This is a genomic window from Actinacidiphila bryophytorum (assembly GCF_016916835.1).
GTDB classification, from domain to species: domain Bacteria; phylum Actinomycetota; class Actinomycetes; order Streptomycetales; family Streptomycetaceae; genus Actinacidiphila; species Actinacidiphila bryophytorum.
Window position 1 is genome coordinate 148,574 of the sequence record NZ_JAFFIX010000008.1, and the last position, 25,658, is coordinate 174,231.

Annotated in this window: 28 protein-coding genes and 2 pseudogenes; 14 read left to right on the top strand and 16 right to left on the bottom strand. The window is 72.5% G+C overall.

All coding sequences use genetic code 11. The features are described 5' to 3' along the window. Positions 1-7: 7 nt before the first annotated feature. Positions 8-739 (top strand): phosphotransferase, encoded by a 732-nt coding sequence (locus tag JT723_RS14485; protein WP_205045000.1) that lies wholly within the window; start codon positions 8-10, stop codon positions 737-739. Positions 740-1,060: 321 nt separating this feature from the next. Next, entirely contained in the window at positions 1,061-2,083 is a 1,023-nt protein-coding gene (locus JT723_RS14490) for an SDR family oxidoreductase (protein ID WP_205045001.1), read from the top strand. Between the two features lie 53 nt (positions 2,084-2,136). Here the strand turns inward: JT723_RS14490 and JT723_RS14495 are convergent, their stop codons facing one another. Together JT723_RS14495 and JT723_RS14500 are read right to left on the bottom strand one after the other, a co-directional pair. Continuing rightward, positions 2,137-2,475, bottom strand: coding sequence for a YciI family protein (locus JT723_RS14495; RefSeq protein ID WP_205045002.1), 339 nt, complete (start codon positions 2,473-2,475; stop codon positions 2,137-2,139). A gap of 9 nt (positions 2,476-2,484) precedes the next feature. After that, positions 2,485-2,928, bottom strand: coding sequence for a VOC family protein (locus JT723_RS14500; RefSeq protein ID WP_205045003.1), 444 nt, complete (start codon positions 2,926-2,928; stop codon positions 2,485-2,487). 88 nt (positions 2,929-3,016) lie between these two features. Here JT723_RS14500 and JT723_RS14505 point away from each other — a divergent pair, with 88 nt between their 5' ends. Together JT723_RS14505 and JT723_RS14510 are read left to right on the top strand one after the other, a co-directional pair. After that, positions 3,017-3,466 (top strand): winged helix-turn-helix transcriptional regulator, encoded by a 450-nt coding sequence (locus tag JT723_RS14505; protein ID WP_205045004.1) that lies wholly within the window; start codon positions 3,017-3,019, stop codon positions 3,464-3,466. 366 nt (positions 3,467-3,832) lie between these two features. Beyond that, a complete protein-coding gene (locus tag JT723_RS14510; RefSeq protein WP_205045005.1) occupies positions 3,833-4,255 on the top strand; it encodes a VOC family protein in 423 nt (140 codons plus the stop codon). 28 nt (positions 4,256-4,283) lie between these two features. On the opposite strand, the gene JT723_RS14515 is transcribed toward JT723_RS14510, so the two are convergent. Further along, complete coding sequence (locus JT723_RS14515) at positions 4,284-4,679, bottom strand: dihydrofolate reductase family protein (RefSeq protein ID WP_205045006.1); 396 nt, start codon at positions 4,677-4,679, stop codon at positions 4,284-4,286. Between the two features lie 119 nt (positions 4,680-4,798). Between JT723_RS14515 and JT723_RS14520 the strand changes: the two genes are divergently transcribed. Continuing rightward, entirely contained in the window at positions 4,799-5,767 is a 969-nt protein-coding gene (locus JT723_RS14520) for an NADP-dependent oxidoreductase (RefSeq protein WP_205045007.1), read from the top strand. A 51-nt stretch (positions 5,768-5,818) separates the two neighbouring features. Here JT723_RS14520 and JT723_RS14525 read toward each other — a convergent pair whose 3' ends face one another. Continuing rightward, entirely contained in the window at positions 5,819-7,204 is a 1,386-nt protein-coding gene (locus JT723_RS14525; RefSeq protein WP_205045008.1) for an NAD(P)-binding domain-containing protein, read from the bottom strand. A gap of 108 nt (positions 7,205-7,312) precedes the next feature. Here JT723_RS14525 and JT723_RS14530 point away from each other — a divergent pair, with 108 nt between their 5' ends. Then, positions 7,313-7,678: an ArsR/SmtB family transcription factor gene (locus JT723_RS14530; protein ID WP_205045009.1), complete on the top strand. Its 366-nt coding sequence runs from the start codon at positions 7,313-7,315 to the stop codon at positions 7,676-7,678. Positions 7,679-7,760: 82 nt separating this feature from the next. Here the strand turns inward: JT723_RS14530 and JT723_RS14535 are convergent, their stop codons facing one another. Next, positions 7,761-8,075, bottom strand: coding sequence for an ArsR/SmtB family transcription factor (locus tag JT723_RS14535; protein WP_205045010.1), 315 nt, complete (start codon positions 8,073-8,075; stop codon positions 7,761-7,763). A gap of 80 nt (positions 8,076-8,155) precedes the next feature. Here JT723_RS14535 and JT723_RS14540 point away from each other — a divergent pair, with 80 nt between their 5' ends. Then, entirely contained in the window at positions 8,156-8,557 is a 402-nt protein-coding gene (locus tag JT723_RS14540; protein WP_205045011.1) for an arsenate reductase ArsC, read from the top strand. Positions 8,558-8,674: 117 nt separating this feature from the next. Here JT723_RS14540 and JT723_RS14545 read toward each other — a convergent pair whose 3' ends face one another. The 3 genes and pseudogenes from JT723_RS14545 to JT723_RS14555 all read right to left on the bottom strand — a co-directional run bounded on the left by JT723_RS14545 (position 8,675) and on the right by JT723_RS14555 (position 11,715). Next, positions 8,675-9,970 (bottom strand): ArsB/NhaD family transporter, encoded by a 1,296-nt coding sequence (locus tag JT723_RS14545; protein ID WP_205045012.1) that lies wholly within the window; start codon positions 9,968-9,970, stop codon positions 8,675-8,677. Further along, positions 9,967-10,422, bottom strand: coding sequence for a CBS domain-containing protein (locus tag JT723_RS14550; RefSeq protein ID WP_205045013.1), 456 nt, complete (start codon positions 10,420-10,422; stop codon positions 9,967-9,969). Before JT723_RS14550 ends, JT723_RS14545 begins: the two co-directional genes overlap by 4 nt. Beyond that, positions 10,409-11,715, bottom strand: a pseudogene (locus JT723_RS14555) (cation:proton antiporter). Before JT723_RS14555 ends, JT723_RS14550 begins: the two are co-directional and overlap by 14 nt. A 335-nt stretch (positions 11,716-12,050) precedes the next feature. On the opposite strand from JT723_RS14555, the pseudogene JT723_RS14560 reads away from it, so the two are divergent. Continuing rightward, positions 12,051-12,209 (top strand): annotated as a pseudogene (locus tag JT723_RS14560) (SulP family inorganic anion transporter); the annotation flags it as partial. An 83-nt stretch (positions 12,210-12,292) separates the two neighbouring features. On the opposite strand, the gene JT723_RS14565 reads toward JT723_RS14560, so the two are convergent. Further along, positions 12,293-13,084, bottom strand: coding sequence for an ABC transporter permease (locus tag JT723_RS14565; RefSeq protein ID WP_205045014.1), 792 nt, complete (start codon positions 13,082-13,084; stop codon positions 12,293-12,295). Further along, positions 13,081-14,070 carry an ATP-binding cassette domain-containing protein gene (locus JT723_RS14570; RefSeq protein ID WP_205045015.1) on the bottom strand — a complete coding sequence of 330 codons (990 nt, stop codon included), beginning with the start codon at positions 14,068-14,070 and terminating at the stop codon, positions 13,081-13,083. Before JT723_RS14570 ends, JT723_RS14565 begins: the two co-directional genes overlap by 4 nt. Before the next feature lie 28 nt (positions 14,071-14,098). Here JT723_RS14570 and JT723_RS14575 point away from each other — a divergent pair, with 28 nt between their 5' ends. Beyond that, positions 14,099-14,731, top strand: a complete 633-nt coding sequence (locus tag JT723_RS14575) for a TetR/AcrR family transcriptional regulator (protein ID WP_205045016.1) — start codon at positions 14,099-14,101, stop codon at positions 14,729-14,731. 255 nt (positions 14,732-14,986) lie between these two features. Here the strand turns inward: JT723_RS14575 and JT723_RS14580 are convergent, their stop codons facing one another. The 4 genes from JT723_RS14580 to JT723_RS35120 form a co-directional block, all read right to left on the bottom strand. Continuing rightward, positions 14,987-15,190, bottom strand: coding sequence for a hypothetical protein (locus JT723_RS14580; protein WP_205045017.1), 204 nt, complete (start codon positions 15,188-15,190; stop codon positions 14,987-14,989). A gap of 152 nt (positions 15,191-15,342) precedes the next feature. Beyond that, positions 15,343-16,053: a type 1 glutamine amidotransferase gene (locus tag JT723_RS14585; RefSeq protein WP_205045018.1), complete on the bottom strand. Its 711-nt coding sequence runs from the start codon at positions 16,051-16,053 to the stop codon at positions 15,343-15,345. A gap of 212 nt (positions 16,054-16,265) precedes the next feature. Then, positions 16,266-16,889, bottom strand: a complete 624-nt coding sequence (locus JT723_RS14590) for a hypothetical protein (RefSeq protein WP_205045019.1) — start codon at positions 16,887-16,889, stop codon at positions 16,266-16,268. A 209-nt stretch (positions 16,890-17,098) separates the two neighbouring features. Then, on the bottom strand, positions 17,099-17,551 hold the full coding sequence (locus JT723_RS35120; protein ID WP_240165602.1) for a hypothetical protein: 453 nt from the start codon (positions 17,549-17,551) through the stop codon (positions 17,099-17,101). Here JT723_RS35120 and JT723_RS35125 point away from each other — a divergent pair. Then, entirely contained in the window at positions 17,525-17,662 is a 138-nt protein-coding gene (locus JT723_RS35125) for an ArsR/SmtB family transcription factor (protein ID WP_251513157.1), read from the top strand. The two genes, JT723_RS35120 and JT723_RS35125, sit on opposite strands and share 27 nt — an antisense overlap. A 35-nt stretch (positions 17,663-17,697) precedes the next feature. Here the strand turns inward: JT723_RS35125 and JT723_RS14600 are convergent, their stop codons facing one another. Next, a complete protein-coding gene (locus JT723_RS14600; RefSeq protein WP_205045020.1) occupies positions 17,698-18,471 on the bottom strand; it encodes a universal stress protein in 774 nt (257 codons plus the stop codon). Between the two features lie 205 nt (positions 18,472-18,676). Between JT723_RS14600 and JT723_RS14605 the strand changes: the two genes are divergently transcribed. From JT723_RS14605 to JT723_RS14620, 4 genes are all read left to right on the top strand, one after another. After that, positions 18,677-19,234 (top strand): Rv1733c family protein, encoded by a 558-nt coding sequence (locus tag JT723_RS14605; protein ID WP_205045021.1) that lies wholly within the window; start codon positions 18,677-18,679, stop codon positions 19,232-19,234. 115 nt (positions 19,235-19,349) lie between these two features. Next, positions 19,350-19,895, top strand: coding sequence for an FAD-dependent oxidoreductase (locus tag JT723_RS14610; RefSeq protein WP_205045022.1), 546 nt, complete (start codon positions 19,350-19,352; stop codon positions 19,893-19,895). Positions 19,896-20,007: 112 nt separating this feature from the next. Continuing rightward, positions 20,008-22,395: a glycoside hydrolase family 65 protein gene (locus tag JT723_RS14615; protein ID WP_205045023.1), complete on the top strand. Its 2,388-nt coding sequence runs from the start codon at positions 20,008-20,010 to the stop codon at positions 22,393-22,395. Between the two features lie 85 nt (positions 22,396-22,480). After that, the gene (locus JT723_RS14620; RefSeq protein WP_240165604.1) at positions 22,481-24,634 is read left to right on the top strand and encodes a SpoIIE family protein phosphatase; all 2,154 of its coding nucleotides are present in this window, start codon (positions 22,481-22,483) and stop codon (positions 24,632-24,634) included. Positions 24,635-24,660: 26 nt separating this feature from the next. Here JT723_RS14620 and JT723_RS14625 read toward each other — a convergent pair whose 3' ends face one another. Next, entirely contained in the window at positions 24,661-25,563 is a 903-nt protein-coding gene (locus JT723_RS14625) for a LacI family DNA-binding transcriptional regulator (RefSeq protein WP_240165605.1), read from the bottom strand. Positions 25,564-25,658 lie beyond the last annotated feature (95 nt).

A 25,658-nucleotide genomic window follows, 5' to 3' on the forward strand; every position in this document is an offset into this window, starting at 1 on the left:
CCGGTCAATGGGGTGGGAAGCACTTGGGCAGTGGGGTGCGGACGCCGCACGTGTCGAACCGCTGACCGGCGGAGTCGCCAACGACGTGTGGCGTGTGCGCGTCGGCGGGCGCCTCGCGGTCGCCCGGCTCGGCACCAGGGACGACGCCGATCTCGCGTGGGAGACCGGGCTCCTCGTTCATCTCGACCGTGCGGGTCTGACCGTGCCGACGCCGATTCCGACCGAGGACGGACGGCTCTTCGCCGACGGCCTGGTGGTGATGCCCTATCTGGAGGGCGAACCGCCCAGGACGCAGGCCGACTGGCGCCGGGTGGCCGGCACGCTCCGCGAGCTGCACCGGTTGACGCAGGGCTGGCCGCAGCGCCCGGGGTGGCGGTCGTCGACCGATCTCGTGCAGGCCGAGACCGGCACGAGGATCGACCTCGGCGCGATGCCCCCGGAGGGTGTCGCGCGCTGCCGGGCGGCGTGGGCGCGGTTGTCCGGACGTCGGACATCCGTGGTGCACGGCGACCCCAACCCCGGCAACGTCCGCATGACCGCGGATCAGGTCGCGCTGATCGACTGGGACGAGTCGCACGTCGACGTCCCCGACCTCGACCTCGTGCTGCCCGGCAACGCCGCCGGCCTCGACGCCGTCGCCCACGACACCGCCGCTCAGGCGTCGGCCGCCTGGGAAGCCGCCGTCTGCTGGGGCGACGACTACGCGCTCAAGCGGCTCGCCGAGGTCCGAGCGCTCTGACCACCGCTCCGCTCGCTGACCGCCTGGTGCGCATCCGGGCGCTCAGGGCGTCGCCGAGGCCGTGTTTCCTGGGCACGCGAGCGCTTCGCGGGCGGCAGCGAGGATACGCGCCCTGCTCTCACGGGCGTCGGCACGGGCCATGGGACCTCACCTTGCTAAGCGGAGAACTCTCCGTTATGTTTTTCCGGAGAGCTCTCCGCATAGCTCGGGGAGCGGGATGCGCCGCATCAGGCTCCGCGCGACGAGCCTCAGCGCGTCCGGGTGCAGGCCCGCACCGTCGGCAGCGGCCCGTACGACTCACACGTCGAAGGAGACACACCCATGGCACAGGTACTGGTCACCGGGGGGACGGGATTCGTCGGGAGCTGGTGCGTCCGGACCGCGCTCGACGCGGGCCACACCGTACGCGCCACCGTCCGCGACCCGGGGCGCGAGCCGGAACTGCGCACCCGTCTCCAGGCGGCCGGACCGTTCGACGGCGACCGCCTCACCGTCGTCGGGGCCGACCTCGAAGACCCCGGCGGCTGGGACGACGCCGTTGCCGACTGCGACTACGTCCTCCACGTCGCCTCGCCGACCCTGCGCCTCGCCCCGGCGCACGGCGACGAGTTGGTGGTGCCGGCCAGGGAGGGCGTCCTGCGGGTGCTGCGGGCCGCCCGCGACGCCGGCGTACGACGAGTCGTCCTGACCAGCGCCTTCGGTGCCGTCGGCATCGGGCACCCGCCGCGTGCGACCCCGTTCACCGAGGAGGACTGGACCGACCTCGACAGCGACATCCCGCCCTACCAGCGGTCCAAGACCCTCGCCGAGCGCGCCGCCTGGCAGTTCGCCGGGGAAGAGGGCGGCAAGCTGGAGCTGGCAGCGGTCAACCCCGTGGGCGTCCTGGGGCCGCTGCTCGGCCCCGACGACCCGCCCTCCCTGCGCCTCGTGCGCAGAATGCTGGAAGGACGGATGCCCGCATGCCCTCCCTTCGGCATGGGGTTCGTCGACGTACGCGACGTCGCGGATCTGCACCTGCGGGCCATGACCGACCCGGCAGCCGCCGGCGAACGCTTCCTGGCGACCGCCGGGCGCAGCCTGCGCGTCATCGAGATGGCGCGCATACTGCACGACCGCATGGGCGAACGCGCCGCCAAGGCCCCGACCCGCGAACTGCCCGTATGGCTCGCCCGCGCACTCGGCGCCGTGAACCCGGAACTCCGCCTGCTCAGGCACCAGCTCGGCCAGGACCTCGACGCCACCAGCGCCAAGGCCGAACAGCTACTCGGCTGGCAGGCGCGCCCCATCCAGGACACCGTCGCGGACACCGCGGAGAGCCTCCTCGCCCACGGCATCGGCAGATGACCGATGACCCGCTCGGCGACAGCAAGCCCCTTCCGCCGCCGGTGCGGGACCGCTCACGCGGGGAGGGCGTCTCCGGGGAAGCCGTGGCACGGATGGACCTCGCAGCTCATCATCCCGGCTCGCACACAGGGGTCCCCGGCCATGATCTCCGCGGCCTCGTCGGCCGGTACGGTCATGATCGCGAGACCGGCCACGGCGTCGGAGGCGACGGGGCACAGGATCGCGATCACCCCCTCGGCGCGCAGCGACACCATGCGCCGCTGGTGTTCCAGTTCGATCGCGTCCGCGCCGTCCATGGTCCGCTCCGGCCCCCACCGAAGGAGCGCCAGGCTGTAGGGCTTCGCGGTCGCCGCCAGAGCCCGGATCTGCTCGTCGGTCACAGTCGTGGTCATGAAGTGTCCCTACTTGTCGATGCGCTCGGCCAACGACACGATGATCCCTTCGGGGCCGCGGACATACGCCATCCGCCACACACCCTCGTACTCGCCGATGCCTCCCACGAGTCCGTAGCCGGCGGCCGCGGCATGGCCGACCGCGGCCTGGAGGTCGTGCACCTCGAAGGCGACGTTGCGAAGGCCCAGCTCGTTGGCCGGGGCGGCGGGTGAACCCGGGAGGTGGTCAGGGCGCGTGAAGCTGGAGAGCTCCAGCGTCGTACCCCCGCCGGGCGGTCGCAGCATGACGATCTCGGTGCGGGCGCCGCTCATGCCGATCACCGTGTCCAGGAACTCGCCTTCGACGGCCATCTTCCCGTCGGCCTCCAGGCCGAGGCTGACGAAGAATGCCGTCGCGGCGTCGAGGTCGGCGACGGTGATGCCGACGTGGTCGAAGCGCCTGACGAATGTCATCGGATCCTCCTAGGGGTTTCTTCAAGAGACGCTGAGGAAGTTAGCATTCCAAGTTCCGTAAGGGAACCCCGTTTGCTAGATTGCTGTCATGCAGCGAACGCAGTTCGGAGAGATGGCGTGCTCCATCGCCCGCACCCTGGACGTGATCGGCGAGCCCTGGTCGCCGCTGATCCTGCGGGACGTGTGGGCCGGGGTGCTCCGCTTCGACCACATCCAGGCCGACCTCGGGATCTCCCGCAAGGTGCTCACCGAACGGCTCAACCACCTCGTCGAGCAGGGCGTGCTGGAGCGGGTGCCCTACGACGCCCGCCCCCGCTACGAGTACCACCTCACCGCCAAGGGCACCGACCTCGTCGAGGTGCTCATGGTGATGACCCGCTGGGGCGACCGCTGGCTCGCCGGCGAGGCCGGACCTCCCGTCCTGTACCGCCACCACGCGTGCGGCCAGATCGCCCACGTCGACCCGCGCTGCAGCCACTGCGGCCGGCCGATGCACGCCGCCGACGTCGACCTCCTCCCCGGCCCGGGCGCGGCCTGACGGCCGGAGCCGCGAAGGCCGCCCCCGGCCCTCCCACGGTCTGCAGGACCGCCGCACTCCAGCCCCCCGAAGAAGCCGCAAGCCGGAGTGCGGATTCCTGCCGAGTAACTACGCGGCGAGGCTGATGACCAGGAGGGTTGCCCGTCGCCGTCCGCGTGGGGCTGCACTCCGCGACGAACCTGCGCCGCCACTTCACCCGCATCCTCGCGACCACCCCCGCCTCCTCCCGCCGCGCCTTCCGCACGCCGACCGCTTGATCGGCCACCGGGAGGGGCGGTGCGGGAGGAGGCGCTGTGCGGAGCCGGGCTGGGTGTGGGTGGTGGCGTGGGCGCACCGCGGGGGCGGACGTGGGCTAGAAAGGTCCTCATGGAACTCACCCAGATACGCCTGTTGGTGTCCGACTTCCCTGCCGTCTACCGCTTCTACCGCGACGTGCTCGGGCTCAAGCCGCAGTTCGAGGCCGAGGACGGCCCGTACGCCAAGCTCAGCCCCGACGTCGGGCACGCGGCGATCGCCCTGCAGGACCGGGCGCAGATGGCTGCCGTGCTGAGGCCGTCGGGAGCCGAGCCGGCGGGGCACCGGGCACTGGTGGCGCTGCGGGTCGACGACCTGGAGGCCGCCCACCGCGAACTCACCTCGCGGGGCGCCCGGTTCACCCGGGAGCCGGCCCCGATGGGCGACCGCATGCGGGTCGCCTACCTGGCCGACCCGGAGGGCAATCTGATCGAGCTCCAGGAGTGGCTGTCCCTGCGCGAGCAGCCAGGCGACGCTCCGACCCGGCCCGAGTAGCGGCGGTCCGAGCAGCTCCGGCTGAGCCCTAGGCGGTGGTCGCGTACCGCACGAAGGTCAGGTTCTCACCCAGCTGCTGCGCCTCGATCAGTCGCAGTCCCTTGGCGCCCACGGTGTCGCCGAAGAGGCGTTTGCCTGATCCGAGGATCACCGGGAAGACGACGAGGCGAAGCTCGTCGACCAGATCGTGGTCGATCAGGAGGCGCACGAGTCGGTAGCTGGCGTAGACGAGGATCTCTCCGTCGACCGACGCCTTGAGGCGGGTGATCTCGGCGGCCGGTTCGCCGGCCAGCTTGGTGGCCTCGGTCCACCGGGGCGCCGCTGGTCTGACACCGGCCAGGGTCGGAAATGGGCGCGCTGTCCCGCGGGCGGGGTCATGGGCAGGCCGCGGCGACGCAGCCGCCGCGACCAGGCACCGCACCACCCATGGCCAGATCCTGGCGCATAGTGGCCATCAGGCCGATGGTTCCCGCGTCGCCGGGCTTGCAAGCTGGCCGTCGGGCTCCGGAAGTCGGCCCCGCCGCGCGAGGAGGGGCAGATCGTATGAGTAGGACCATGCAGACGATGCGGGCGACAACCGTGGGTTCATGGGGAGGGCCGGAGCTGCTGCAGGAGGTCGAACTCCCCCGGCCTGTGCCGGAGCCGGGCGAGATCCTGGTGCGCGTCCACGCGGCCGGCGTCAACGCCACCGACTGGAAGCAGCGGGCGAGCGGCGGCCTGGGGCTGTGGAACAACCCGCCCGCCGTCGGCTGGGACGTCTCGGGGACGGTCGAGGCCGTGGGCATGGGCGTGACCCTGTTCCGGGAAGGCGACCAGGTCGCCGGAATGCCGCACTTCCCGCGGCAGGCCGGGGCGTATGCCGAGTACGTGACCGGCCCCGCCCGGCACTTCGCGCACAAACCACCGGAGATCGGCCACATCGAGGCGGCGGCGCTCCCGCTGGTGTCCCTGACCGCCTGGCAGGCGCTCTTCGACACCGCGCACCTCAAGCCCGGCCAGCGGGTCCTGATCCACGCCGCCGCCGGCGGATTCGGTCACATCGCCGTGCAGATCGCCAAGGCCCACGGCCTCCACGTGACCGGGACGGCGCGTCACGAAAAGCACCCCTTCCTCCGCAAATTGGGCGCCGACGACCTTGTCGACTACACCGCCACGGACTTCACCACCGCGGTCCGCGATGTCGACGCCGTGCTCGACACCATCGGCGGCGACTACGGGCTCCGCTCCCTGACCGTGCTGCGCCCGGGGGGAAGGCTGGTCTCACTGGCCTCGCCGGCGGATGACGACCTCAGGCCCCACGCGGAAGCACGCGGCTTCCACGCCGGCTTCATGCTCGTCGAACCGGACCACGCCACCCTGGTCGCGATCATGGACCTGGTCACCGCGGGGCGGCTGCGACCCGAGATCGAGACGGTGCTTCCCCTGTCGCAGGCCGCCGAGGCGCACCGGCTGGGCGAAACCGGCCGCACAACGGGCAAGATCGTCCTCAGGGTCGTCGAAGGGACGGGGTGACGTCGACCCGGCACGGGAGGTGTGCCCGTACCGGGATCGGTCACCGTGCCGTCAGCAGCAGCCGCCGGACGGCTTGGCCGTCTGGCCGGCGTCGACGGCGGCCGGTGTGCCGACGCCGATCTGGATGAGTTGCGGCACGGGGGCGCAGCAGCCGCCGCCCTGTCCGGCGGCCGGGTCGTCGAAGAGACCGGCGCCGCCGCAGACGCCGGTCTCGGGGAGGGCGAGTTCGACGTGGTCGGCGGCTTCGAGGTCGCCGGCGATGGCGGCGGCCACCGAGCGGGTCTGCTCGTAGCCGGTCATGGCGAGGAAGGTGGGGGCGCGGCCGTAGGACTTCATGCCGACGAGGTAGACGCCGGGCTCGGGGTGGGCGAGTTCGCGGTGGCCGTGCGGGGAGACCGTGCCGCAGGAGTGCTGGTTGGGGTCGATGAGCGGGGCCAGGGCGGCCGGGGCCTGGAGGCGTTCGTCGAGACCGAGCCGCAGCTCGGACAGGAAGGACAGGTCGGGACGCAGGCCGGTGAGGACGACGGCCTCGTCGACCGGGTCCAGGCGGCGGTCGTCGTCGCCGACGAGGACGATCCGGTCGCCGTCGCGTTCGACCGCGGCGGTGCGGAATCCCGTGACGGCGTCGGCGTATCCGTCGTCCACAGCCGCCTTCGCGGCCAGTCCCAGGGCACCGCGGGCGGGCAGCTGGTCGGCGGTGCCGCCGCCGAAGGTGGAGCCGCTGATCCCGCGGCGCAGGACCCACACCGCACGGGTGCCGGCTTCCTCCCGGGCGAGCGCGGCGAGTTCGGCAAGCGCGGTGAAGGCGGAGGCGCCGGAGCCGATGACGGCGGTGCGCTTTCCCGCGTAGCGCGCTCGTACGGCCGGGTCCTTCAGGTCGGGGATGCGGTAGGAGATGCGGTCGGCCGCCGTGCGTTCGCCGAGGGCGGGCAGGCCGTTGGCCCCTGCGGGTGAGGGGAGGGTCCAGGTGCCGGAGGCGTCGATGACGGCGCGGGCCAGGACGCGCTGCTCGCGGCCGTCGGCGGTGTAGTCCACGGTGAAGGGCTGGGTGTCGCGGTCGGCGTCCACGATCCGGTCGCGGCCGAGCCGGGATACGCCGGTCACCGTGGCGTGGTACTGCACGGCGTCGCCGAGGGCGTCGGCGAGCGGCCGGAGGTAGAGCGCGATCCACTCGGCGCCGGTCGGGTACGTGCCCGCGTCGGGCTTGGTCCAGCCGGTGGGGGCGAGCAGCTTCTCGGCGGCGGGGTCGGTCAGCTCGGCCCAGGTGGAGAACAGCCGCACGTGGCCCCACTGGCGCACCGCGTCGGCGGCGGCGGGGCCGCGTTCCAGGACGAGCGCGGGCACGCCGCGCTCGGTCAGTTCGGCTGCGGCGGCGAGCCCTGCCGGTCCGGCTCCGATGACGACGACCGGCAGCTCGGCGGTGGCTGCTGACGACATGGCGGTGCCCCTCTCCGGGTGCGGCCCGAAGGGTTCCGGGCCGCTGTTTCGATGTCTGTCTATGACTCGACGGTTGCACACCGAATAGACAGGTGTCAACATAGACACATGTCGAATTCAGGGATGGTCGAGCTGCCGGTCCTCCAGGACGCACCGGCCGTACCGTGCTGCCCGCCGATCACCGCGGGCGAGCTGTCGGTGGCCGACTCGGAGAAGATGGCCGCGATGTTCAAGGCCCTCGGCGACCCGGTACGGCTGCGCCTGTTCTCGAAGATCGCCTCGCACCCCGGCGGCGAGGCGTGCGTGTGCGACATCCAGGACGTCGGCGTCTCCCAGCCGACCGTCTCCCACCACCTCAAGAAGCTCCGCGAGGCCGGCCTGCTCACCTCCGAGCGCCGCGGGACGTGGGTGTACTACATGGTCGCCCCCTCGGTGGTCGCGGGCATGTCCGCGATGCTCGACCTGCGCGGCTGACACACCCCGCGTCCACGACCCGCCAGGTCGCCTCGGCGACCGGCGTCCCGCTCAACGGGTCTCCAGGAGCGGGTGGGTGGGGTCAGGGACAGGAGCGCTTGACGCCGTTCTCCGCGGTCTCGCGCGCGGTCGCGGCCAGCTCGGCGAAGGCCCCGGCCAGGTTCTCCAGCACATCAGGGCGCAGCCGGTAGTACGTGAACCGGCCACACGGCTCGGTCTCCACCACGCCCGCCTCGCGCAGCACCTTCAGGTGGTTCGACAGGTTGGTCTGCCGAGCTCCGGTCTCCTGCACCAGGTGTGTCGTGCACAGGGTCTCGCGGGCGAGGAGGGTCACGATCTGCAGGCGGAGGGGTTCGGCCAGAACCGGCAACAGATCAGCGTCGACTGACATCAGCATGGGATGATACTTTCACATCGGCAGGTACCGATGCCGGCCCCGCCCGGTCTGCGGCGCCCGCACAGAAGGAAGCAGGAGCAGTGTCCGACAAGCCCTCCGTCCTCTTCGTCTGCGTCCACAACGCCGGCCGCTCCCAGATGGCCGCCGCCTGGCTGACCCACCTGGCCGGCGACCGCGTCGAGGTCCGCTCGGCCGGCTCGACCCCCGGCAGGGAGGTCAACCCCGCAGCGGTCGAGGCGATGCGGGAGGTCGGCATCGACATCTCCGCCGAGGTCCCCAAGGTCCTGACCGTCGACGCGGTCCGCGAGTCCGACGTCTGCATCACGATGGGCTGCGGCGACACCTGCCCGGTCTTCCCCGGCAAGCGCTACCTGGACTGGCAGTTGGACGACCCCGCCGGCCAGGGCGTCGACGCCGTACGCCCCATCCGCGACGAGATCAAGACGCTGGTCGAGGGCCTGATCGCCGAGATCGCCCCGTAGCCTGCCGCATGACCGCCGAGGTCCGCGACGTCGATCGCCGCAATCCTGCTGGTGGCGCCGCCGGTGGCCCCGGTCACCAGCCCGGGGGCATGACGGAAGGCGGGAGGTCGGGCCAGGTCACAGGGCGAAGTAGCGCAGCCACAGGTAGAACGCGGAGACGGCGATGGTGGCGGCGGTGACGACGAGGCCGTAGCGGGTGAACTGCCAGAAGGAGATGGGCTGTCGGGCGCGCTCGGCGATGCCGAGGACGACGACGTTGGCGGATGCGCCGATGGCGGTGGCGTTGCCGCCGAGGTCCGCGCCGGCTGCCAGTGCCCACCACATCACGTGGTCGGCGTCGCCGCCGAGGTGGTGGACCAGGTCGGCGGTGACGGGGGCCATGGTGGCGACGTAGGGGATGTTGTCCACGACCCCGGAGAGCACGCCGGAGGCGCCGAGCATCAGCATCGACCCGCCGAACTCCTTGTCGCCGACGGCGTCGGCGAGCGCGTCGGAGACCTGGCCGATGACTCCGGTGTCGATCAGGCCGCCGATCATCACGAACAGCCCGGCGAAGAAGGCGAGGGTGGGCCACTCGACCTCGGTGAGGACCTCGCCTGTGTCGGCGTTGGAGATCGCCACGAGGAGTCCGGCACCCAGCAGTGCGACGATGCTGGGGGCGAAGTCCAGCACCGGGTGCAGGACGAACCCGGCGATGACCAGGGCCAGTACGGCCAGGCCCTGGGCGAGCATCCGCGGGTCGCGGATCGCCTCGCGCTCGTCGAGGGCCATCACCTCGGCGGCCCGGTCGGCGTCGTGGACGAACGTGGCCCGAAACAGCACCCGGGCCAGCCCGATCAGCACCAGCACCAGGACGGCGGCCAGCGGCGCGAGGTGGACCAGGAAGTCGTTGAAGGTCAGGCCCGCCCGGCTGCCGATGATGATGTTCGGCGGGTCGCCGACCAGGGTCGCTATCCCGCCGATGTTGGAGGCGAACACCTCGGCGATCAGGAAGGGCGCCGCGGGCAGCGCGAGGCGTTCGCAGATCAGCAGGGTGACGGGGGCGACGAGCAGCACCGTGGTGACGTTGTCCAGCAGGGCCGAGGCGGTGGCGGTGATGACGATGAGCATCACCATGACCCGGAAGGGCCGGGCACGGGCCTTCTTCACCGACCAGATCGCCAGGTACTCGAACAGACCGGTGCGTTTGAGGACTCCGACGATCATCATCATGCCCATCAGCAGGAAGATGACGTTCCAGTCGATGCCGGAGTCCACCGAGTAGAAAGCCGAGGTGTCGTCGGTCGCGCCGACGAGCAGCATCGCCGCGGCGCCGCCCAGCGCCGCGGCGACCCGGTGGACCTTCTCGCTGATGATCAGCGCATAGGTTCCGGCGAAGACCGCGACGGCCGCCCAGGAGTGCCAGTCGTTCATGTCACCTCAAGGAGTCGGTCCAGCAGGTGGGATGCGGTGATGACGCCCAGCAGGCGGTTTCCGTCGCGGGAGTCCACGACGGCGACCAGCGGGCTGTGTTCGCGGGCCATCAGCGCGGCCACCTCCAAGGCGGTGTCGCCGGCGTCGACCACGGGCGGCCGGGTCCGCTCCCGGGGAAGGCTCTCGGCGACCGAGCGGTCCGCCAGCGCCTGGCACATCCGGTCGGCGTGGCTCTCGTCGACGACCGCGGCCAGCGCCGGGTCCTCGATGACGTAGGCCGGCACCAGCAGCTTGACCAGCCGGGACGCGGGCAGGATCGCGTACGGCGCACCGTCGGAGTCGACCACCAGGACACCGGGCAGTCGCTGGGTCGCCAGCATTCGTGCGGCTTCCAGGGCGCCGCTTCCCAACGTCACGGTCGGGTAGGTCGAGGCGAGTTCACGTGCGCGCATCACCGGTCTCCTCCGCTCGGGCCGCGGGCAGCGGCGTCCGTTCTCCTGCCGAAGTGTCGTCCGGTCCGGCCCGCTTCCCCCGCACGGCACCGGCAGCGGCGGGTTCGTCGTCGGGAATACCCACCAGATCCTCCACATCGAACATCCGGGCGATCGGCACGTCGGTGCTGGAGTGCGCGACGATCGAGAAGGCGATGCACACCGCGATCAGGGTGTACGCCCGCTCCCCCTGCGGAATCCCGGACTGCAGCACCAGCAGTCCGTAGACCACCGACGCGAAGCCCTTCGGGCCGAACCAGGCCGCCGTCAGCCGCTCACGCCGGTCGACGGCCGTCCCGGCCAGCGAGATCAGCAGTGACGCAGGACGGATCAGGACGATCGCCAGCACCACCGCCGCGTACCCGCCCAGGGACAGGTCACCGAACAGGTCAGGGGTGAGCAGCGACCCGAAGACCAGCAGGGCCGCGAACTTGCTCAGCTCCGCCAGCGACTCCCCCAGCACCTCGAAGGCCGCCTTGCTGTCCGGGGACACCGACGCCAGGACCGCACCCGCGGAAAACGCCGCCAGGTAGGGGTTGGCGTGCGTGAGGTGGCAGGTGGCGTACAGGATCACCCCGGTGGCCAGCGGGAGCAGGGGCTGCAGCTTCGGCTCGGCGCCCAGCAGCGGCAGCCGTACGACACCCGCCACCGCCAGCGGCAGGGCCACCCCCAGGACCAGTCCCCCGACCAGCTCCAGTGCGATCGTGCCAGGCGAGGCCTCGGCCGCGCCGGCGACCGGCCCCGCGGCGGCGATCAGCAGCAGCACCATCGGCAGCGCCAGACCGTCGTTGAGGCCGCTCTCCACGTTCAGCAACTGCCGCAGCCGCGCCGGCACCTCGATGCGGCCCACGATCGCCGAGGCGAACACCGGGTCGGTCGGCGCGAGCACCGCGCCGACCAGGAAGGACGTGGTCCAGTCCAGGCCGACCAGCCAGTGGGTGAGCAGCGCCGTCCCCACGAAGGCCAGCGGCATCCCGATCCCCAGTGCCCGCACGGGGTTGCGCCAGGCGGCCCGCAGGGAGGGGAAGGAGACGTGCATGCCGTCGGTGAAAAGGACGGTGAACAACGCCAGGTCGGCCGTCGCGCGACGATCCCGCTGTCCGCGGTGATGTGGACGAGCCCCAGAAACCCGTACCCGACGAGCGCGCCGCCGGCCAGGAACAACAGCGACGTCGAGAGGACCGATCGGGCCGCGAGCCCGGAGAGCAGCACCGCCACCAGCAGTGCCGCCCCGAAGACGACAATGAGCACCACAGGACATTCCCCCGGTCAGCGAAGAGAGTTCTCCTCCATCGCCGACCAGGCTTCCCGGCACACCGTGAAGCAACTTACACGATCTATACGCTTCCTTGACAGTGTCATGATGTCGCGCCCCGCGTACGTGGGCGCCCGCGGCCCGGGGCGCGTGCCCCGCACTGAAGTGCCGCTCGGCCGTACGACGACGCCGTCCGGTGACCGGCTCCGAGCCGAGCAGGGGCGCCCCGCCCGCGTCGGCTCGACCGGCTGCGCCCGAGCACGACGAGGTCCCCCGTCTTGCAGAAGAACCCCGCACTCCTGCTCGCGCGCCTGCGCAGCCTGTCCCGCCCGGCCTGACCGACGCCCACATCTGGGACGCCTCCTCGGTCGCGGCACTCGACGCCGTCACGGCGAAGTACGCGTCCCGCGGCAAGAGCGTCCGGATCGTCGGCCTCAACGCACCCAGCGCCCGCATGCACGCCGACCTCAGCGGCGAACTCGCCACCCACTGACCAGCCTCCCATCCGACGACGGCCCGGTCACCGGCCCGGAACTGCCCGTCGCCGGCCGGAGGGTGACGGCCGGTGCGGTACGCCTACTGGCGGCGTTGGTAGAGCACGGTGGTAAGGGGTGCGAACACGATCGTGATTGCGGCCGATGTGGCGATCACGCCGAGGACTTGGTGGCTCGTCGCGGTGCCGTTCATGAGGGCGCGTGCCGTGGTGACGAGGTGTGAGATCGGGTTGGCGTCGGCGACGTCACGCAGCCAGGCCGGCATCGTGCGGGGAGCGACGAAGACGTTGCTGACGAAGGTGAGGGGGAAGAGGACCACGAACCCGAGGTTCATCACCGCGGTGGGAGTACGCAGGACCAGGCCGAGTGTCGTCCACGTCCACGAGAGTGCGGATGCGAAGAGCGTCACCAGGGCGACGGCGGCCAGGACGCCGGGCGCCCCGCCGTGGGCGCGGTATCCCATCGCGAAGCCGAGGCCGACGACGAGGCCGGCGGCGAGCAGGTAGCGGCCGAGGTCGCCGATGAGTGCCCCGACGACGGGTGCGGGCCGCCAGATCGGCATGGACCGGTATCGGTCGAACGTTCCTGTGGTGAGGTCGCGGTTGAGCGTGACGCCGCTGTAGACGGTCACGAACACGACGGCCAGGGCGAGTGTGCCCGGCAGCAGGTACTGCAGGTACTGGTGGGTCGATCCGGAGACGGCACCCCCGAACAGGTAGGTGAACAGGAGGGTGAACAGGACCGGGATGCCGATGACGTCGCCGAGCTGTTCGGGCACATGCTTGATCTTGAGCAGCGAGCGCCAGGCGAAGGTGATCGACGCCGCCACAGGTCCTGCGGGGCCGCCCGGAGGCGGTGCTGCGAGCGTGGTCATGCGGTTGCCTCCGTGAGTTCCGCAGGGTTGCCGGTGAGCGCGAGGAAGACCTCGTCGAGGCTCGGCCGGCCGTAGGAGAAGTCGCTCACCTCGATCCCCGCCCGCGCCAGGTGGGCCAGGGCCTCGACGGCGATACCCGCGGACCCGCCGGGTCTGTCCGCGGCGATCTGGCCCCTCAGGCCGGCGGGATCGTCGTCCGGGTGGACCGGCGCGCCGAGCACCGTGGTCAGGACAGCCCGGGCCTTGTCGCGCTGACCGGGGTCGGACAGCCGGACCCGTACGCCGCCCGCGCCGGCCGAGGCTTTGAGCTCACCGCGGGTCCCGGACGCGATCACCCGGCCGTGGTCGACCACGGCGATGCGGTGGGCGAGCTGGTCGGCCTCGTCCAGGTACTGGGTGGTGAGCAGTACGGTGGTGCCTTCGGCCACGATGCGCCGCACCAGGTCCCACACGTGGCTGCGGCTGCGCGGGTCGAGGCCGGTGGTGGGTTCGTCCAGGAACAGCAGGTCCGGTCGGACGAGGATGCTCGCGGCGATGTCGAGCCGGCGGCGCATCCCGCCCGACAGCTGCCGCGTGAGCCGCCCCGCGGCCTCGGTGAGGCCGAAGCCTTCCAGGAGCTCGTCGGCACGCCGCCGGGCCGCACCGGAGGTGTGTCCGTGGAGACGGGCGAGCAGCACCAGGTTCTCCCTGGCGGTGAGGTCTTCGTCGACCGAGGCGAACTGGCCGGTGAGGCTGATGCGGCGGCGGACCGCCTCGGCCTCCCGTACGACATCGTGGCCGAAGACGCGTGCCGTGCCGGCGTCGGGGCGGAGCAGTGTGGCCAGCATGCGGATCAGGGTCGTCTTCCCGGCGCCGTTGGGTCCGAGCACCCCGTGGACGATGCCGGCCGGGATGTCGATGTCAAGGCCGTCGACGGCGCGCTGTCGGCCGAAGGTCTTCACCAGTCCCCGTGCCTGCACGGCAAGATCGGTTGCTGAAGAGGTCATGTCTGCAGAGTAGCTAGGAATTGGTCATATGAACAAGTCAGATGAACAAGAGCCGGTGCGCGACGCTCCGGGCCGCGGTCCCGGCTCCCGGGCGACCCGTGAGAAGCTGATGGCCGCCGCGGCCGAACTGATCTCCGAGGTGGGATGGGGGCGTGTGACCACACGCGCGGTGGCCGAGCGCGCAGGACTACCCCTCGGGTCGGTCAGCTACCACTTCCGCGGCAAACAGGAACTCCTGGTCGAAGCGTGCACGAACGCCTTCTCCGACGCTGTGCCGTTCGAGGACTTCGCGGCCGTGGCCGGCGTCAGCGACCTGATCGACCTGATCGGCGCCCAGCTCGGACACGAACTGGAGACCACCCCGACGCTCACCCGGCTCATGTTCGAGGCGATGCGGGAGGCCGAGCGGGACGAGATGCTGCGCGAGCGGCTGGGCACGATGATCAACGGTTACCGGCAGGCCGTCGTCCAGGCAGTGCGCGCCGACCAGCAGCAGCACGTCATCCCGGCCACGGTCTCCGCCGAGGGCGTCGCAACCCTGGTGACGGCGCTCGGCGACGGACTGCTCCTGCACGCCCTCCTCGACCCCGGCACTCGCGTGACCGACACGCTGGACGCCCTGCGCACCCTTCTGGGACTCCCCAGCGGCAGCCGTCCTTGACGCGTCGCCGCAGCAGCACCCCTGGGCCGGCGGGGAGACACGGGTCACGTTCATCCGTGTCACAGGGGTCGGGCCACCTCGTCTCAGGAGGAAGAGGGGTTGCGCCGTGAACAAGGTCGAGGAGTTCGAGGACCCGCGGTCAGGTGAGGTGGTCTCGTGCCGGTGTGAGGGGTCGCTGAACGGGGACGCCGGCGTGCCGCCCGGCCCGGGAGCAGGGCGGCGCGAGCGTCCGGTGATGGCGGTCCTGGGCTGCGGTCAGCCGAGGCCGCGGGTCAGCACCGAGCCGTCCGCGCGGGTGGCGATCCCCTCCCCGCCGGCCAGGGAGTTGACCGTGGAACTGCTGCTCGCGAGCCACCCGCCGGGCGAGTCGGCCTGCGCGGTGGCGGACCCGGCGGCGGCAAGTGCGGTCGTGGCGAGCAGCAGCGCGGCAGCTCGGCGGCACAGTGCGATTGCGGTCAACGCGACCCCCAAGGGCGTGGTGGCACCGCCGCTCGACTCCGACGGCGGCTTCGGGCACCACGGACCCTAGCCGCACGTCACCGTGCCCCATCACAGCGCCTTGCCCAACTCGACCTGAACGGACGGCTGTTACCGAGCCTTGAGCCCGGCGGCTAGCCCTTCCGCACCTGCGCCGCGAACCGCAGCGCCACCTCGCGCCACACCGGCGCCGCGTCCCGGTCCTCCCGGAGGGCCGCACGGTGCAGCTCCTCCCGGTCCATTCCGTGGCGTTCCAGCCGTGCCACCGACCACCGGGCGAGGCTCTCGGGGGCCGCTTCGGGGTGGAACTGCACGCCCCACGCGGCCGCGCCGACCCGGAAGGCCTGATACGGGCACCCCGCGCTGCTCGCCAGCCAGTGCGCCTCCGCCGGCAGGCGCACGATCGCGTCCACGTGGTTCTCCACGGCCCTCGGCCGCTCGGGCAGCTCCCGGAACAGCGGGTCGTCCGCCGCCTCCTGGCGCAGCGTCAGCACCGTAGTGCCGAACTCCGGCGCCCCGTGCTCCCCCGCCACCGCACCGCCCGCGACCTGCGCGAGCATCTGGCCGCCGAGGCAGATGCCGAACACCGGCACCCCGCCCTCAAGTGCCTGCTCCACCAGCGCCCGGGTGTCCGGCAGCCACGGCGCCCGCTCGTCGTCGTCGGGCAGATAGCCCCCACCCAGCACGACCAGCCCGTCGTGCTCCAGCCGCTCCGGCAGCGGCTCCCCCGCGTCCGCCCGCACCACGTCCATGCCGACGCCGCCCTCGGCGAGCCATCCCGCCCACCGCCCGGGCCCGCTGCGCGCGCCGCTCTGCACCGCCAGCACCGTTGCCTCAACGCCCATGGCTCAGACCGCTTCCCTTCCCGTGCGAGCGCGACCGGCCGCCCCGGACGATGCCCGGGCCGACCCTGCCATCGGCATCACCGACGGACCGCGCGCTCAAACCCGGGACCCGGGCATCACGAGACCAGGAGCAGTTGTTCCGGGAACGCAAGCGACGCGAGCGGGGCGCCGCCCCGTCGGGCGGTGCCCCGCTGCGCGCGAGCCGGGTGCCGCTACCGCAGCCAGCGGTTGCGGCGGACGACAGGGAGCTGCGCCCACAGCCGGCCGAGCCCCCAGGTGGTGCCTGCCGCGGTGAGGGCGAAGAGGATCATCGCGAGGGCGTAGATGACGTGGTAGTCCACGATCGGGTTGGACGACATGCTCGGGGCGCCGCCGGTCAGGTGTTGGGCGGGCGGCCATTCTGCGGCCCACATCATGGCCATCAGCACGGTGCCGGCGACGGCGGTGACGCGCAGGGCGACGCCGGCGGTGAGGGCCGCGCCGATGCCGAGCAGGGCGAGCATGAACAGCGTGTCGGTCCAGCCCTGTCCGGCTATGTGGTGGAAGAACGACTGGAGCGGGCCGGCGGAGACACCCTTGAGGAAGCCCCTGGTGGGCGAGCCGCCGTCGATCCAGCCCTTGCCGGAGCCGGTGGCGTAGCGCCAGCCGAAGGTCTTGTCGAGGAAGGCCCACAGGAAGACCAGGCCGGTCGCGATCCGCAGGGTGGCCGCCGACTTGGCGGCGAGGGTGGCACTGGTGGCGACGGCCCCCGAACCGCTCAGGCTGTCGGCGGATGCCCGGTTCCAGGTGGGCAGGTGGAAACCGGTGCGGTGGGGGGTGTGGTCGTGGACGGCCATGATGACTCCCTGATCGGTGGGTTGCTGTTCGGTACGCCATCACTGTCCTGCTCGCGGGAGTGTCGGCGCTGGGGGCCCACGGCCCGCGCCGCGGGGCCGAACGGCCCTGCTGCCGGGTCCGGTTGGGCTGCGCCGGCGACGCCCGGGAGGGGTCGGACGCGGCGGTGCCCGCCAGGCATGCCTGGCGGGCACCGGCTCCCTCCCCATTGCTACGGGCAGATGAAGTAGTGGGCCGTGCCCAGGTTGTTCATCAGGATTTCCTCGGTGCCCGACCCCGTCCAGATCGCCGAGCCGCCGACGCCGCCGAAAGCGACAGCCCACAGGGCGTTGGGGCCATTGGGGTCGTCTGTGCACGTGGCCGACGTGGCATCGCGGCCCACCTGGGGCGTGAAGTAGAAGTTGCGCTGCCCTGTTCCCGATATGCACGCAGGATCCGTGCCGCCGCACGATCCGGCGAAACGCCTGTCGGCTGCGACTGATGCCTGGTCGAAGATGCCGAACAGCCCCTGGGCCTTGAAGCACTTGTCATTACTGATGCCTTGGCAGATCAGTTCGATCCGCCCTTGCGCCCAGTATCCGGGCAGGCCGACGCTGGTTCCCGAGCCACCACGACCGAACTCGCCGCGCGCTTGAACGTGAGTCCGCCCGCCGCCTCGCAACACACCGCCACCTTGCGCGCGGCCGGGCTCATCAGCACCACACGCCAAGGGCAACGCGTGATCCACACGGTCACCTCCCTCGGCACCGACCTGCTGAACGCCAACCACGGCTGAACCGCGCAGTGACGGGGGTCGGGGGTGGGTCCACGTCACCTTCTGCAGGACCCAGGGGGAGTTGGGACGATCGCCACGGGGCAGTGTGCGTGGCGCAGCAACGCCTGGGCGACCGGGCCGGGTTCGGGACCGGTCCGGCCTGGCCGGAGGTGGGCGCCGATCACCACCATGTCGGCCTCCGCGGTCGCCGCGATCAGCGCACGGTACGGCGTGGACCGTATCGTCCGGCTGTTCACCGCGGGGTGCGGGCCGGTCTGACACGGCGGCAGCTCCCCGAACGGAGTCTGCCGGTAGGTCCAGGTGTGCAGGACGTCCACGCGCGCACCGTGCAGTTCCGCCTCCTCGAAGGCGAACAGCGCGGCGTCCGCGTCGCCGTCGCTCTCCAGCCCGAGCAGCAGACCGCCGGCGCGCTGCCGGCGCGCCGGCAGCGTGTCCGCACCCCGCACGACGAGCAGGGGCGCGACGGTCAGTGCCGCCAGCCGCCGGCTCACCGAGTGCAGCAGCAGTCCGGCGACGCCGCCGACGTCGCGGCTGCCGACGACGGTGAGGGCGGCGCGGCGGCCCCGTTCGGCGAGTACGCAGGCCGGGTCGCCGGCAACCGGGGCCGCGGTCACCGAAACGGCGGGGTGGCGCCGGGCGACCCGGGCCACCGCGGCCCGGAGCACCGGGCCGGCCTCGTCCGGATCACCGGCGCAGGTGATCACTTCGAGATCCGCGGTACGCAGCCGGGCCTCGGCAGCTGCCACGTCGAGGGCGCCGAAGGAGGTCACCGACCCGTCGATTCCCACGACCACACGTGGCGGACCCATGGTTGCTCCTTTCGTGCGGTGAGTTTCCGGAGCTGATCCTGGGCGCCTGTCTGCGGGGGGCGGCAGGGCCGTTTCGCGTCGCGTTCACGGACCGATCCGCCCTCGCCGCAGGGCCGTTCGGCTCTCCGCGGCCGCGGGTCCCACCCGGGATGGTGAAGGCGGCGGGCGGATGTCCGCCCCCGTGACCGAGAGGGAGGGACCGGCCATGAAGCGCAGCACGGTGCTGTGGCGGTTTCGGCGCAATCCGCTGCGCCGTCGTTCGTACGCGGTCGAGGGCTTTGCCCTCCTGACGCTGGGCGCGGTCGCCATCGCGGGCGCCGCCCTGACCGGTCTGGCCGTCAGCAGATGTGTGGATGCGATGTACGCCCAACAGCGGCAGGACCGGCACACCGTGACAGCGGTGCTGGACGAGGACGCCGACAGCGACGCCGCCTACGCGGCCCCCTCATGGGCGCGGGTGCACTGGCCCCTGCCAGGAGGCGGGTCGGCTACGGGCACGGCACGGGTCGGCTCCGGCCTCCGGCGCGGCGAGCGGACAACGATCTGGCTGGACGGCCGCGGCAGGCCTGCCGCCGAGCCGCTCTCCCCGTCGACAGGCAGGCTCCAGGCGACGGTTGCCGGTGCGGCCGCGGGACTCGGGATCTGCGCGGGCGCACTGATCGGCGGCGGGATCGCGGCCGCCGCCCTCGAACGCCGCCGCATCGGCCGTTGGGCAACCGAATGGGCACAGGTCGGCCCCAGATGGGACCACCGCAACGCCTGAGCAGCTCCCCGCCCACAGCGGGCGCCTCGGACAGCGGGGCGCCACCGCCGTATTGAGCAGAACGCGGCACACAGGCCCGATCGGGCTCGTGCCGTCCGGCGAAAGGAGACCTCCCATGAACGAACAGATAGTGGTCATCGGCGGCGGCGCCGCAGGGACCCTGGCTGCGAACCGGCTGCGCACCGCACTGGGCGACGACCACCGGATCGTCGTCGTCGACCGTGTCGATCCGCGCGACCGGGAACTCGACCTGCTGGTGTCCCTGGGCGTCTACGGCCCCGGGTCCCTGCAGCCGCCCGACAGCCTCCGGCTGCGCGACGGGATCGGCCGCCGCCTTGCGGAGGCCGCCGGTATCGACACCGGTCGCAAGGAGGTCTGCCTCACCGACGGCACCACCGTCGCCTACCGCGTGCTGGTGCTGGCCACCGGGCGGCACCGGCTGCCGCCCACCACGGACGGACACCTGACGATCGCCGCGGCCGGTCTGCCCTGGACGAGCCGCGCCGACGTCTACGCAGTCGTCCCCGGCAGGGGCGGCCGGTGGCCGGCGGTCGAGCGCCCGGCCCTGTCGCAGGTGGAGCACGTGGTGGCCGGCGTCCTGCGGTACCTGGACGGTCCCGCCGCGGTCGACGGCGACAACGCGAACACCGGCGCCGGCTGACGGACGGTCCGCAGCGCCGGCCCCGGCCCGGCGGCCCCCGCCGGACCGCCCCCGCTTGTGGGACGGCGTGAACGTGGTGCCATGGAAGCAGGGCTCGGAAGGGACACCGCCGATGGAGTCGCACTGGGCATGGCGTTACGAGGGGTACGACCCGTCGCAGGAGCGGCTGCGCGAGGCGCTGTGCACGCTCGGGAACGGGCGCTTCGCCACGCGCGGGGCGGCGTGCGAGCTGCCGGCCGGCCCTGTGCACTACCCGGGGACGTACGCGGCCGGCTGCTACAACCGGCTGACCTCGCACGTGGCGGGGCGCGACGTGGACAACGAGGACATGGTCAACCTGCCGAACTGGCTGCCGCTGCGGGTACGGGCGGCAGGCGGCGGGTGGTTCACCCCGGACGACACCTCCGTACTGGACTGTGCGCAGGTCCTCGACATGCGGCAGGGCACGCTGACCCGGCGGATGCGGCTGCGGGACGCCGACGGGCGGGAGCTGGAGCTGGCCGAGACGCGGCTGGTCCACATGGCCGACCCGTACACGGCCGGGCAGCGGCTGTCGCTGACCGCGCACGGCTGGGACGGGGACGTCGAGATCGAGGGCGGTCTCGACGGCAACGTCAGCAACGCAGGCGTCGAGCGCTACCGCGACCTCGACGGCCGGCACCTGGCCGACGTGTGCGCCGGGACGGCGGGCACCGACACGGTCTTCCTGACCTGCCGCACCTCGGCCTCCGACATCAAGGTCGCGATGGCGGCCAGGATCCGCCCGGCAGGCGGGCCGCCGGGATCCGTGCACCTGGCGGCGGGCGATGGCACGGCGGTGTGCCGTATGACGGTGCCGGTCACCCGGGGGGAGACGGTGGCCGTGGAGAAGACGGTCGCCCTGCACACCTCGCGCGACCCGGCCATCGCCGACCCGCTGCACGCGGCGCTCGCCCGGGTGGCGCGGGCGCCGGACTTCGGGGCGCTGCTCGCCTCGCACGCCACCGCCTGGCACCGCCTGTGGTCGCGGGCGGAACTGACGGTGCCCGGCAAGGCGGGCACGGTGCTGCGGCTGCACCTCTTCCATGTGCTGCAGACCCTCTCGCCGCACACCGCGGACCTGGACGCGGGTGTCCCGGCCCGCGGGCTGCACGGGGAGGCGTACCGGGGGCATGTCTTCTGGGACGAGCTGTTCGTGCTGCCCTTCTTGAACCTGCACCTGCCCGAGATCTCCCGCGCGCTGCTGGCCTACCGCTACCGCAGGCTGGACGCCGCCTGCCGGGCCGCGGCGGCCGAGGGGCGGGCGGGGGCGATGTACCCCTGGCAGAGCGGCAGCGACGGCCGCGAGGAGACCCAGCGGCTGCACCTCAACCCGCGCTCGGGGCGCTGGCTGCCCGACCACTCCCACCTCCAGCACCATGTGGGCTCCGCGGTGGCGTACAACGTCTGGCAGTACTGCCTGGCCAGCGGGGACACCGCCTTCCTGCACACCGAGGGCGCCGAGATGCTGGTGCAGGTCGCCCGCTTCTGGGCGCACAGCGCGGTGTGGGACGCCGGGCGCGAGCGCTACCGGATCCTCGGGATCATGGGTCCCGACGAATACCACGACGCCTACCCGGACGCGGCCGAACCCGGCCTGGACGACAACGCCTACACCAACGTAACGGCGGCGTGGGTGCTCGCCCGGGCCGTGGACCTGTGCCGGACCATGCCGGCGCCCCGCTGCGAGGAACTCTTCGAGCGGCTCGGGCTCGACGCTGACGAGCCCGAGCTGTGGGAGGACGTCTCACGCCGGCTGCGGGTGCCCTTCCACAGCGGTGTGATCAGCCAGTTCGACGGCTACGGGAACCTCGCCGAGCTGGACTGGGAGGGCTACCGCGCCCGTTACGGCGACATCCGCCGCCTGGACCGCATCCTGGAGGCCGAGGGCGACACCGTCAACCGCTACCAGGCCTCCAAGCAGGCCGACGTCCTGATGCTCGGCTACCTCTTCCCGCCCGCGGAACCGGCCGCCCTCTTCGAGCGGTTGGGCTACCCCATGGACCACGCGACCTGGCAGGCGACCGTCGACCACTACCTGGCCCGTACCAGCCACGGCTCCACCCTCAGCGGCCTGGTGCACGGCTGGGTCCTGGCCCGCTCGCGCCGCGCCGGCGCCTGGGACTACGTCCGCGAAGCGCTGCTCGGCGACGTCGCCGACATCCAGGGCGGCACCACGGGCGAGGGCATCCACCTCGGCGCCATGGGCGGGACCCTCGACCTGGTCCAGCGCGGCCTGACGGGACTCCAGCCCCGTGCGGACGCCCTGCGCCTGGACCCGGTCCCGCTGCCGGAGCTGTCCCGCTTCCACCTGTCGCTGCGCTACCGCACCCACTGGGGCGTCGGGCTGACGCTGCAGTCCGGGCGGTTGCGCATCCGCGTGCCCCCCTCCGACCAGGACCCGATCCCGGTGAGCCTGGACGGGCGCACCTACGCGATCGCCCCCGGCAGCGAGCTGACCGTCGACCTGCCGGCCGCCTGACCTCCCCGCCCTGGGACATAGCGGCAGTGCCGACAAAAGGGGAGAATGGCGACGGGATCTCACTTACCGTGACGGAATGGTGATCATGACGACGCGCAGCGACAGCGGCCTCGCGGAGCTGGAGGCATGGTGCGAGGCCATGGGCGCCGACCTGGCTCCCGTCCCGGGGCGGGAGCTGAGCCGCTCCGTGCTGGAGCGGCTGGCCACCGGGTCGCCCGCGGGCATCGCCCTGGTGGACACCGATCTGCGTTGCGTGTGGTCCAACAGCATGATGGAGCAGTTCGGCGGCGGCTCCGCGCAGCAGCGGCGGGGACGGCGGCTGGGAGAGATCCAGCCGGACCTGGACGCCGACGCGGTCGAGGCGCAGATGCGCCAGGTGCTGGAGACCGGCGTGCCGGTGATCGGTCACGAGCACACCGGCCGCCTCGCGTCCGCCCCCGGGGTCAAGCGGGTCTTCTCGATGTCGTTCGCCCGTCTGAGCGACGACGCGGGACGCCCGCTGGGCGTCTACTACACCGTCGTCGATGTCACCGCCCGGCACCGCGGCCGGGCACGGCTGGCCCTGCTGGACCGGGCCGGCCAGTACATCGGCCGCACCCTGGACATCATGCAGACGGCCCAGGAACTGGCCGACGTGGCCGTGCCCGAGATCGCCGACCTCGTCACGGTCGACCTGCTGGACACGGTGATCAGGGGCGACGAGCCGGCCCCGGGGAAGATCACCGACGCGGACACCGCGGGTCTGCGGCGCTGCGGGCTCCAGTGGGCGGGCGAGCGGCCTGCCGCAACCGCAGTCGAGATCGGCGCGGCTGCCGCCTACCGCCCCGGGTCGCCGCCCGTCCGGTGCCTGACCGGCGGCTTCTCCTGGCGGGAGGCGCGGCTCGACCCGCTCGCCCGGCCGTGGGCCGCCACCGGCGAGGAGGGCGGCGCGGAGCACTTCGCCGACCTCGGCCTGCACACCGCCATGGTGGTGCCGCTCCGCGCCCGGGGCGTCACCCTGGGCATGACGGTCTTCTTCCGGCGGCAGCGCGCGGAGCCCTTCGACGACGAGGACTTCCGGCTCGCGATGGAGTTCGTGGCGCGGGCCGCGGTCTGTGTCGACAACGCCCGCCGGTACACGCGCGAGCGCGAGGCGGCGCTGGTGCTGCAGCGCAGCCTGCTCCCGCACACCCTCCCGGAGCAGCGGGCGGTGGACATCGCCTCCGTCTACCGCCCGGCCGACGAACTGGCGGACGTCGGCGGCGACTGGTTCGACGTCATCCCGCTGTCGGGAGCACGGGTCGCGCTGGTCGTCGGTGACGTGCTCGGGCACGGTATCGACGCGGCAGCCACCATGGGGCGGCTGCGCACCGCCGTGCAGACCCTGGCCGACCTCGACCTGTCCCCCGAGGAACTCCTGGCACGCCTCGACGACCTGGTCGGCAAGGACACGGCGGAGACCCGCGGGTCCGCGCCGCCCCGGGCGGCTCCGGCCCTGGGCGCCACCTGCCTCTACCTGGTCTACGACCCGGTCAGCCGGCGGTGCACGATGGCGAGCGCGGGCCACCCGCCGCCCGCGATCACCAGCCCCGACGGGACCGCGCGCTTCGCGGAGCTGCCGCAGGGGCCGGCGCTGGGCGTGGGGGGAATGCCCTTCGAGTCCGCCGAGGTCGTCCTGGAGGAGGGCAGCGTGCTGGCGCTGTACACCAACGGCCTGCTGGACGGTGCGACGCAGGCGCAGCGGGACCGTCTGCGCCGCGCCCTGGAAGAGCGCGGCATGCCGCTGGACGCGCTGTGCCGGACGGTGGTGGACACCATGCTGCCCCGGCGGCCGGTGGACGACGCGGCCCTGCTGCTGGCGAGCACGCGCTGCCTGGGCCGGGAGCGGTCGAAGTCGTACGACCTGCCCGCCGACCCGTCGGTCGTCGCCCGCGCCCGCAAGATGGCCGCGGAGCAGCTGGGCGACTGGGGGCTCGACGACCTCGTCTATCCCACGGAACTGGTCGTCAGCGAGCTGGTCACCAACGCGATCAAGCACGCGTCGGGACCGATCCGGCTGCGGGTCATCCGCGACCTGGCGCTGATCTGCGAGGTCTCCGACGGGTGCAGCACCGCACCGTACCTGCGGCACGCCCGCACCACGGACGAGGGGGGCCGCGGGCTGTTCCTGATCTCGCAGTTCACCCAGCGCTGGGGCACCCGCTACACCCGCGAGGGGAAGATCATCTGGACCGAGCAGCCGCTGCCGGAGGCGGACTGAGCCCCGGGCAGGTCCGCGCGCCGACGCTACGCCGAGGCCCGGCCGACCAGCTCCGTACCCAGGACGATCTGGCGCCGCGCGCGGTCCGGGTCGGCGATCTCGTCCAGCAGCAGGCGGGCCATGATGCGGCCCATCTCCTCGATGGGCTGGCGGACGCTGGTCAGCGGCGGGTCCGCGCTGCGGGCGACATCGGAGTCGTCGAAGCCCACCACGGCCACGTCGTCGGGGACTGCCCGGTGCGCCTCGTGCAGCACCCGCAGGGCGCCCGCGGCCATCACGTCGGATGCGGCGAAGACGCCGTCCAGGTCGGGCCTGCGGTGCAGCAGGGCGCTCATCGCGGCGACCGCGGAGACCTCGCTGAAGTCGGCGGTGGCGACCAGGCCCTCGTCGTAGGGCACGCCGGCGTCCTCCAGGGCGCGGCGGTAGCCCTCCAGACGGGCGCGGGCGCCTTCCTGCTCCAGGTCGCCGGTGATCGTGGCGACGGTGCGGCAGCCGCGGGAGAGCAGGTGGCCGACAGCCGTGCGGGCTCCCCCGGTGTTCTCGACATGGACGTAGCTCAGCGGCTCCGGGTCCGGCCGGCGACCGCCCAGGACGACGGGCACGCCTTGCCGCTCCAGCACGTCCAGGAGCGGGTCGCGGCCGTGGACGGAGGCCAGCAGGACGCCGTCGACGCAGTCCCCCGCGAGGTAGCGGGCCAGCCGGGCGCGCTCACGCTCCGTGTGCACCGGGATGAGCAGCATCAGTGTGCCGGCGTCGTGCAGCTCCGCCGCCGCGCCGTGGACGATCTCGAAGAAGTAGGGCTCGGAGAACAGGCGGGTGTCGGTCTCCGGTACGACCAGGGCGACGGACGGCGTGGCGGCCGCCTCCTGCGGCTGCACCGGCTCCCCTGGCGCGTCCGGCGGACCGGGCCGCTCCGAGGTCCCTTCCATCGCCCACCTCTCCCCGTCCCACCGCATCCCGGGAACGGCAGGAGCCGCACACCTCTGGGGCGTTTCGGGCCGGATGCCACCTTTCATGGCATTGT

What these genes read in the sequence shown, in the direction of transcription:
- JT723_RS14525 (WP_205045008.1), bottom strand. Translation starts at nt 7,204, where the DNA reads ATGTCGTCAGCAGCCACCGCCGAGCTGCCGGTCGTCGTCATCGGAGCC.
- JT723_RS14550 (WP_205045013.1), bottom strand. Translation starts at nt 10,422, where the DNA reads ATGCGCGCACGTGAACTCGCCTCGACCTACCCGACCGTGACGTTGGGA.
- JT723_RS14610 (WP_205045022.1), top strand. Translation starts at nt 19,350, where the DNA reads ATGAACGAACAGATAGTGGTCATCGGCGGCGGCGCCGCAGGGACCCTG.
- JT723_RS14530 (WP_205045009.1), top strand. Translation starts at nt 7,313, where the DNA reads ATGTCGAATTCAGGGATGGTCGAGCTGCCGGTCCTCCAGGACGCACCG.
- JT723_RS14605 (WP_205045021.1), top strand. Translation starts at nt 18,677, where the DNA reads ATGAAGCGCAGCACGGTGCTGTGGCGGTTTCGGCGCAATCCGCTGCGC.
- JT723_RS14495 (WP_205045002.1), bottom strand. Translation starts at nt 2,475, where the DNA reads ATGACCACGACTGTGACCGACGAGCAGATCCGGGCTCTGGCGGCGACC.
- JT723_RS14575 (WP_205045016.1), top strand. Translation starts at nt 14,099, where the DNA reads ATGAACAAGTCAGATGAACAAGAGCCGGTGCGCGACGCTCCGGGCCGC.
- JT723_RS14585 (WP_205045018.1), bottom strand. Translation starts at nt 16,053, where the DNA reads ATGGGCGTTGAGGCAACGGTGCTGGCGGTGCAGAGCGGCGCGCGCAGC.
- JT723_RS14485 (WP_205045000.1), top strand. Translation starts at nt 8, where the DNA reads ATGGGGTGGGAAGCACTTGGGCAGTGGGGTGCGGACGCCGCACGTGTC.
- JT723_RS14615 (WP_205045023.1), top strand. Translation starts at nt 20,008, where the DNA reads ATGGAGTCGCACTGGGCATGGCGTTACGAGGGGTACGACCCGTCGCAG.
- JT723_RS14590 (WP_205045019.1), bottom strand. Translation starts at nt 16,889, where the DNA reads ATGGCCGTCCACGACCACACCCCCCACCGCACCGGTTTCCACCTGCCC.
- JT723_RS14625 (WP_240165605.1), bottom strand. Translation starts at nt 25,563, where the DNA reads ATGGAAGGGACCTCGGAGCGGCCCGGTCCGCCGGACGCGCCAGGGGAG.
- JT723_RS14535 (WP_205045010.1), bottom strand. Translation starts at nt 8,075, where the DNA reads ATGCTGATGTCAGTCGACGCTGATCTGTTGCCGGTTCTGGCCGAACCC.
- JT723_RS14490 (WP_205045001.1), top strand. Translation starts at nt 1,061, where the DNA reads ATGGCACAGGTACTGGTCACCGGGGGGACGGGATTCGTCGGGAGCTGG.
- JT723_RS14510 (WP_205045005.1), top strand. Translation starts at nt 3,833, where the DNA reads ATGGAACTCACCCAGATACGCCTGTTGGTGTCCGACTTCCCTGCCGTC.
- JT723_RS14600 (WP_205045020.1), bottom strand. Translation starts at nt 18,471, where the DNA reads ATGGGTCCGCCACGTGTGGTCGTGGGAATCGACGGGTCGGTGACCTCC.
- JT723_RS14545 (WP_205045012.1), bottom strand. Translation starts at nt 9,970, where the DNA reads ATGAACGACTGGCACTCCTGGGCGGCCGTCGCGGTCTTCGCCGGAACC.
- JT723_RS14570 (WP_205045015.1), bottom strand. Translation starts at nt 14,070, where the DNA reads ATGACCTCTTCAGCAACCGATCTTGCCGTGCAGGCACGGGGACTGGTG.
- JT723_RS14500 (WP_205045003.1), bottom strand. Translation starts at nt 2,928, where the DNA reads ATGACATTCGTCAGGCGCTTCGACCACGTCGGCATCACCGTCGCCGAC.
- JT723_RS14520 (WP_205045007.1), top strand. Translation starts at nt 4,799, where the DNA reads ATGAGTAGGACCATGCAGACGATGCGGGCGACAACCGTGGGTTCATGG.
- JT723_RS14505 (WP_205045004.1), top strand. Translation starts at nt 3,017, where the DNA reads ATGCAGCGAACGCAGTTCGGAGAGATGGCGTGCTCCATCGCCCGCACC.
- JT723_RS14620 (WP_240165604.1), top strand. Translation starts at nt 22,481, where the DNA reads ATGACGACGCGCAGCGACAGCGGCCTCGCGGAGCTGGAGGCATGGTGC.
- JT723_RS14565 (WP_205045014.1), bottom strand. Translation starts at nt 13,084, where the DNA reads ATGACCACGCTCGCAGCACCGCCTCCGGGCGGCCCCGCAGGACCTGTG.